The organism is Kitasatospora sp. NPDC056651, from assembly GCF_042792155.1.
In the GTDB taxonomy this organism is placed as follows: Bacteria; Actinomycetota; Actinomycetes; order Streptomycetales; family Streptomycetaceae; genus Kitasatospora.
The window spans coordinates 21649-27905 of the sequence record NZ_JBHTWX010000087.1; the positions used below are offsets into that span (position 1 = coordinate 21649).

General features: G+C 75.1%; 7 protein-coding genes and 1 pseudogene. 4 read left to right on the forward strand and 4 right to left on the reverse strand.

What is annotated here, in order from left to right:
- Window positions 1-20 precede the first annotated feature (20 nt).
- Window positions 21-824, reverse strand: a complete 804-nt coding sequence (locus tag ACFRAR_RS28070) for an inositol monophosphatase family protein (protein ID WP_380701095.1) — start codon at window positions 822-824, stop codon at window positions 21-23.
- A 115-nt stretch (window positions 825-939) separates the two neighbouring features.
- Between ACFRAR_RS28070 and ACFRAR_RS28075 the strand changes: the two genes are divergently transcribed.
- A complete protein-coding gene (locus ACFRAR_RS28075; protein WP_380701097.1) occupies window positions 940-1932 on the forward strand; it encodes an Lrp/AsnC family transcriptional regulator in 993 nt (330 codons plus the stop codon).
- Window positions 1933-2054: 122 nt separating this feature from the next.
- Window positions 2055-2489 carry a hypothetical protein gene (locus ACFRAR_RS28080; protein ID WP_380701099.1) on the forward strand — a complete coding sequence of 145 codons (435 nt, stop codon included), beginning with the start codon at window positions 2055-2057 and terminating at the stop codon, window positions 2487-2489.
- A gap of 22 nt (window positions 2490-2511) precedes the next feature.
- Here ACFRAR_RS28080 and ACFRAR_RS28085 read toward each other — a convergent pair whose 3' ends face one another.
- The 3 genes from ACFRAR_RS28085 to ACFRAR_RS28095 form a co-directional block, all read right to left on the reverse strand.
- Complete coding sequence (locus ACFRAR_RS28085; RefSeq protein ID WP_380701101.1) at window positions 2512-3339, reverse strand: helix-turn-helix domain-containing protein; 828 nt, start codon at window positions 3337-3339, stop codon at window positions 2512-2514.
- 53 nt (window positions 3340-3392) lie between these two features.
- Window positions 3393-3875, reverse strand: coding sequence for a DUF2269 family protein (locus ACFRAR_RS28090; RefSeq protein ID WP_380701103.1), 483 nt, complete (start codon window positions 3873-3875; stop codon window positions 3393-3395).
- A 174-nt stretch (window positions 3876-4049) separates the two neighbouring features.
- Entirely contained in the window at window positions 4050-4757 is a 708-nt protein-coding gene (locus tag ACFRAR_RS28095) for a 4'-phosphopantetheinyl transferase family protein (RefSeq protein WP_380701105.1), read from the reverse strand.
- Window positions 4758-5097: 340 nt separating this feature from the next.
- Between ACFRAR_RS28095 and ACFRAR_RS28100 the strand changes: the two are divergent.
- Window positions 5098-6018: pseudogene (locus tag ACFRAR_RS28100) on the forward strand (choice-of-anchor A family protein); the annotation flags it as partial.
- A gap of 71 nt (window positions 6019-6089) precedes the next feature.
- Window positions 6090-6257 (forward strand): pentapeptide repeat-containing protein (locus tag ACFRAR_RS28105; protein ID WP_380701109.1); only part of this gene is annotated, 168 nt, incomplete at its 3' end.

A 6257-nucleotide genomic window follows, 5' to 3' on the forward strand; every position in this document is an offset into this window, starting at 1 on the left:
CACCGGTCGTCGCCCGCCGGTCAGCCGACCGTCCGCAGCACCTCCAGCGCCTGGGCGTGCAGCTCGGGCGCGGCGGTGAGGAAGCCGTCGGAACCGGCCGTCCAGGCCGACCCGGCGGCGTCCGTCACCGTCGCGCCCGCCTCGCTCGCGATCAGCGCGCCGGGCAGCAGGTTGCCCGCGTCCGGGCCGTACTCCCAGAACAGCGCCAGGTGCCCGGAGCCGACCTGGGCCACCTGGAGCGCGGTCGGGCCGAGGTTGCGCACCGCCAGCACCGCGCCCGCCATCGCGGACAGCGACTCGCCCGCCCGGCGCAGCGCCACCGGGTCGGCCGCCACCCGCGGCGGCTGGCTGGTGGCCGCGACGGTGGCGGCCAACTCCCGCTCCAGCGGCGCGATCGGCCGTCCGTCCAGCTCGGCCCCGCCGCCGAGCACCGCCCGGTAGGTGCGGCCGTCCTGCTCCGGGGCGTGCACCACGGCCAGCACCGCCGCGCCGTCCCGCACCAGGGTGGCGGTCACCGCCCAGTGCGGCTGCCCCAGCAGGTACTGCACCGCGCCGTCGGTCGCGTCGGCCAGCCACCACTCGCCTTCGGTGGGCACCGGGCCGTCCAGCTCCTCGGGGGCCCAACCGGCCTGCGGGCGCAGGGCGGTGAGCCGTTCCCGCAGCGCGGCGGCGGCCGGGCCGTCCAGTTCGGCGAACCGGACCGCCGCCTCCCCGACCGTCCGCCCGGTGACCGGTTCGGCGGGCCGGCGCGCCGCCAGCCGCGCACCGACCTCGCGCACCGCCGTCTCCACACCCGCCGCCAGCGTCCACAGTTCGTCGTCCATCGCGGCGACTCCTCCGTTCCCGGGCCGGCTGGTTCCGGCCGCCGGGGACAAGGAGTACCGTCAGGGCTGCCGAACAGGACGGGCGAGCCGCCGGGAACGACGGGGATCGGACACCATGGACCTCTCCACTGCCGATCCGGACAGCGTGCTGGACATCCTCGACCGCCGCCTGGTCTGCGCCCTCCAGGTGGACGGACGGGCCGAGCCCGGCCGGATCGCCGAAGTGCTGGGTGTCTCCGCCCGGACGGTCACCCGCCGTCTGGCCCGGATGCGGCAGGCCGGGGTGCTGCGGGTGGTCCGGCTGCCCGATGTCGAGGACGCCGCCGTGGGCGCCCTGTTGCTGCGGGTCCGGGTGCTGAGCGGCCGGGTGGACGCCATCGCGCGGGCCCTCGCCGACCGCTCCGACGTCCCGTTCGTCGATGTGATGCTCGGCGGCCACGAGGTCGGCGCCGTGGTGCTCACCGACGCCGGCTCCCGGGACCGGCTGCTGTACGGGCAACTGCCCGCGACCGGCGCCGTCACCGAGACCACCACCCACGCCGTGCTGCACGCCTTCGCCGACGCCGGGCAGTGGCGGGCCGGGTACCTGACCGGCGCGGAGAGCGCCGCGCTCACCCGGCCCGCCGTCGCACGCCCCGCCGTGCCCCCGCCGCCGGACGGCCTGGACCGCGCGCTGCTGGAGCGGCTGGGCGAGGACGCGCGGCAGTCCCACGCCGTCCTGGCCGCGGCCGTCGGCGCGCCCGAGTCCACGGTGCGCCGCCGCCTGCACCGGCTGGACGGGGCCGGGCTGCTGCGCACCCACGCCACGGTGGACCCGCGGCTGCTCGGCCTGGCCGTGGACGCCAACCTCTGGCTGGACGTGCCACCCGGCCGGCTCGCCGAGGTCGGCACGGCGCTGGCCCGCCACCCGCAGGTGCACGGGGTGTTCGCCACCAGCGGCCCGACCAACCTGCTGGCCACGGTGTTCTGCCCGGACCACGGCGAGCTGTACCGCTTCCTCACTGACACCCTCGGCCCGCTCGGCATCGCGCGGGCCGAGACCACCATCACCGCCCGCGCGGTGAAGCGGGCCGGTGTGCTGCTCCGGCCGCCGTCGCGGCGGGCGTAGCCCGGCGGCCGCCGTTACCCGGGGGGTAATCGACGTCCGCCGCCGGGCCGGGCAGGCTGGTGCCACCCCGGTGCGGCCGCCACGGCCCCGGGCTCCCACCCCCTGTCTGGAGGCGATCCGCCATGTCCGCCCACGCGCCCGCCCGCACGCCCGCCCGGCCCGGTGCCGCCTCCCCGCTCCGGACGGTGCGCGGCGCCCTCGCCCTGGACGCCCTGGTCACCGGCGGCAACGGCCTGGCCTACCTGGCCTTCTCCGGCCCGCTCGGCGAGCTGTTCGGCGCCGCCCGCACCACCGTGGCCGGCACCGGGCTCTTCCTCTTCGGGTACGCGCTCGCGGTCGGCGCGCTGGCCGCCCGCCGGCGGCTGCCGGTGCCAGGGGTGCGGGCCGTGATCGGCCTCAACCTGGCCTGGGTGGTGCTCAGCCTGGTCGCGCTGGAGCTGTGGCCGGCGCCGACCACCGCCGGGTCCGTCTGGATCCCGGCGCAGGCCGCGGTGGTGGCGCTGTTCGCCGTCCTCCAGTTCACCGCGCTGCGCCGACGGGCCCGGGCGAAGGGTTAGGTCCTGCCCGGACAGGGCCTGGCTAGGCCGGCGAGCGCAGGAAGTCCGCCGTCTCCGCGTCGGTCGGCAGGAAGGTCTCCAGGGCCAGCTCGGAGACGGTGACGTCCAGTGGCGTGTTGAAGGTCGTGATGGTGGAGAGGAAGGAGAGCACCCGCCCCTCGTGCCGGATCCGCAGCGGCAGCGCGAGCGGGAGTCCGTCGGTGGCCGGACCGCCCGCGTCCAGCCCGTCCGCCCCGGCGCCGGCCGGTTCCGGGTAGCCGCTGACCTCCTCGTACAGCCTGCGCAGCGGTTCGGCGTGGACCAGCTCCAGCCGGCGCTCCATCCGCTCCAGCAGGTGCCGCCGCCACTGCGGCAGGTTGGCGATGCGCGGCGCCAGCCCGTCCGGGTGCAGGGTGACCCGGACCGCGTTGAACGGCGGTTCCAGCAGGTGCGGGGCGACGCCGTCCAGGAGCAGCCGGAGCGAGCGGTTGGCCGCCAGCACCCGGAAGGACCCGTCGACCACCAGCGCCGGGTACGGGTCGTGGGCGGCCAGCAGCCGCTCCATCCCGTCGCGCAGCGCGGCCATCGCGGGGGCGTCCAGCGGCGTCTCGGGGTAGTGCGGGGCGTAGCCGGCCGCGAGCAGCAGGGTGTTGCGCTCGCGCACCGGGACGTCCAGCTGCTCGGCCAGCCGCAGCACCAGTTCCCGGCTCGGGCGGGCGCGGCCGTTCTCGACGAAGCTGAGGTGGCGGGTCGAGGAGTCCGCCCGCAGTGCCAGTTGCAGCTGGCTGAGCTGCCGCCGTTCCCGCCAGCCGCGCAGCAGCGGACCGACGCCGCTTCCCGTCGGGCCGCCCATGCCCGCCATGATCGTCATGGCCCAGGACGGTACTCGAACGACCCCGGTCGGCGGCAGGGGGACGCGCGGGATCAGACGCCGGTGCTCGACCCCGGCCGGATGACCATGAGCACCACGACCACGGCCCACAGCAGGTTGAACACCCCGCCGGTCATCGGCAGCAGCTTCAGGCCGCCGACGGCCTTGGTGTGCCGCTCGTCCGACGGGTCGAGTTCCAGCGCGTCCACGGCGGCCTGCTGGCCGGGCAGCACGAAGAGCAGCAGGGCGAGCGCGGCGATCGCGGTCAGCACCATCGAGACGATCACCCAGGACTGCCCGAGCACGTCCATCACCTGGGCCAGGCCGATGCCCAGCACCGGCACCGCGACCCCGAGCAGCGCGTAGACCTGGGTGATCCGGTGCAGCACGCGCAGCACACCGGCGTCGGAGGCCCGGTCCGGTCCGCCGGCCAGTGCGGCCTTCGCCCGGCGCGGGAACATGCTGACGGCCACCGCGACCGGGCCTATGAACAGGACCGACACGAGGACGTGCAGGCTCAGCAGGAACTTGGCCATGGCGGGCACCCTTTGGATCCGGTGGGAAGCTGGGTCGGCGGGCACGCGTGTTCGGCGTGCCCACGACCAGGCACGCTAACACCGCTTATCCGCCGGCCCGCCGGGCGGGTGGGCGCCGGGCGACGCCGCCGAGCGGCGGGCGCCGGGCGCCGGGTGGCGGTCTCCGTCCCCGGCTCAGCGCGCGGCCGTGAGCTCCACGATCCGGGGCGGGGCGGTGCTGACGGCGGCGACGGCGGCGGCGTGCTCCGGGTCGGTCCAGTCGAGCAGGTGCAGGTCCTCGTGCCGGCTGCGCAGCGGTGACCCCGGCGGGACGGCCAGTGGCAGGGCGGAGAGGTCGATCCGGCCGAGGGTGTCCAGGGTGGCCCGCCCTATCTTGATCAGCGACTCCTTGCGCACCCAGAGCCGCAGGAACGCCCGTTCCGGCTCCGGGTCGGCCTCGACCAGGGCGAGTTCGGCCGGGGCGAGCACCCGGCGGGCGACCGAGCCCAGTGAGCCGCCCCGGGCGGACAGCTCGACGTCCACCCCGATCGGCTGGAACCCGGCGCCGGCCGCGACCACGCCCCGGGTGTGCGACAGGCTCACGTGCACCCCGGGGTGGTCCGGCAGGTAGGGCCTGCCGTGGTCGGCGAGCCCGCAGTCCGGGCACTGCTGGGCGAGGACGATCCCGGCCACCGGCACGCCGAGCAGCCGGGCGGCGCAGAGCCGCACCAGCAGGTGCCCGGCGGTGAAGTCGACCCGCCCGGACTCCTGCCGGAAGCGCGCGGCGCGCTCCCGCTCCATGACGGTCAGCAGGTGCTCGCCCACCTCGGGGTGTCGCAGTACGGCGTCGGCGGACGCGACGGAGACGAGCGGCGCGCTCTGGTCCTGGGCCTCGGTGGTCATGCCTCCAACCTAGGGCCTGTCGCCGGACTCACCGTCCGCGGGGCCTGGCGGACGGTGACGACACGCCGGGTGAGCAGTGCCCTATTTGTGTGAATTTCAGATTCAATCTGATGCCCTGTAAGGTGCGAATAGTCCGATTTAATGTTGGATGTCCTGGATCTGCTGGATCGCAGGGGGTTGCGTGGAACGCGGCAGGGTCCCGACCTGCCCTTTCTCATACACGGAGGAATTGTCGATGGGTCAGTCCACAGGTTCACCGCGTCACAGAACGACCGCCAGGAGGGCGCCGGCGATACCCAGGCGCCGGGCCGTCCGGGTCGCCGCGGCGACCGCCGCCGCCATGCTGCCGCTGGCCGCGGTGCTGACGGTCGGTTCGGCCGCCCCGCTGGCCCCGCCGCTGGGTGCCTGCTCCGGGCCCGACTGCCCCGCCACCTGGCCGCCGGTCAACAACGGCGACTTCCCCGGCCGCGACGCCGCCATCAGCGTCTTCACCGGCGGCGACTACACCGTGAACGGCCGCGCCGCCGAGGCCGAGGGCAAGATCGTCGCGCTGGGGAACCTGACCGTCGACAAGGACGGCGGCGGCATCTACAACATGGGCGTCGTCGGCGTCGGCTCACGCGTCGTGCCGCCGAACGGCAGTGACTTCGTGACCGCCGGCGGCAACGTCGACGCCGTGGCCGGCAACACCATTCTGATCGGCGGCATCGACTCCAAGGAGTCGGCCTTCGGCAACCTCCGCCACGCGGGCACCGTCAACGGGAAGGTCAGCATCGACCCCACCGGAGAGCTGATCAAGGACCCGAACGCCGCCGCCCCGTACCAGGAGGTGCTGGCCCAGATCGAGAGCGTCTCCGCCTGCGTCGCCCGGGCCACCGCGACCGGCACCGTCGAGGTCACCGCCAGCGAGGCGACCTTCACCGGTGACGGGACCAGCATGAAGCAGGTCTTCAACGTCACCCGGGACCTCGCCTCGCCCGGAGGCGGGCAGATCGGCCTGGTCTTCGCCGGCATTCCGGCCGGCGCCACCGTCGTGGTGAACATGCTCGGCGACAGCCCGGTCATCAACACCTACACCGGCACCGGCCTGGCCGGGGACCAGACCACCGAGATGCGCTCGAAGCTGATGTACAACTTCCCGACCGCGACCTCGGCCCGGATCCTCGGCAGCGCCCAGTTCCAGGGCTCGGTCCTGGCCGGCAACCCGGCCGGCACCACGACCCTCTCCGAGCCGGGCATGAACGGCCGGGTGTACCTGGCGGGCAACCTGATCCACACCGGTAACGGCGGCTACGAGATCCACAGCTACCCGTTCGACGGCGACCTGCCGGACTGCGGGGAGACGCCTGGCCCGACGCCGACGTCTCCGGCTCCGACGTCTCCGGCGCCGACTTCGCCGACCGCGACGTCTCCGGCTCCGACGTCTCCGGCGCCGACTTCGCCGACCGCGACGTCTCCGGCTCCGACGTCTCCGGCGCCGACTTCGCCGACCGCGACGAC

What these genes read in the sequence shown, in the direction of transcription:
- ACFRAR_RS28075 (WP_380701097.1), top strand. Translation starts at nt 940, where the DNA reads ATGGACCTCTCCACTGCCGATCCGGACAGCGTGCTGGACATCCTCGAC.
- ACFRAR_RS28095 (WP_380701105.1), bottom strand. Translation starts at nt 4,757, where the DNA reads ATGACCACCGAGGCCCAGGACCAGAGCGCGCCGCTCGTCTCCGTCGCG.
- ACFRAR_RS28090 (WP_380701103.1), bottom strand. Translation starts at nt 3,875, where the DNA reads ATGGCCAAGTTCCTGCTGAGCCTGCACGTCCTCGTGTCGGTCCTGTTC.
- ACFRAR_RS28070 (WP_380701095.1), bottom strand. Translation starts at nt 824, where the DNA reads ATGGACGACGAACTGTGGACGCTGGCGGCGGGTGTGGAGACGGCGGTG.
- ACFRAR_RS28080 (WP_380701099.1), top strand. Translation starts at nt 2,055, where the DNA reads ATGTCCGCCCACGCGCCCGCCCGCACGCCCGCCCGGCCCGGTGCCGCC.
- ACFRAR_RS28085 (WP_380701101.1), bottom strand. Translation starts at nt 3,339, where the DNA reads ATGACGATCATGGCGGGCATGGGCGGCCCGACGGGAAGCGGCGTCGGT.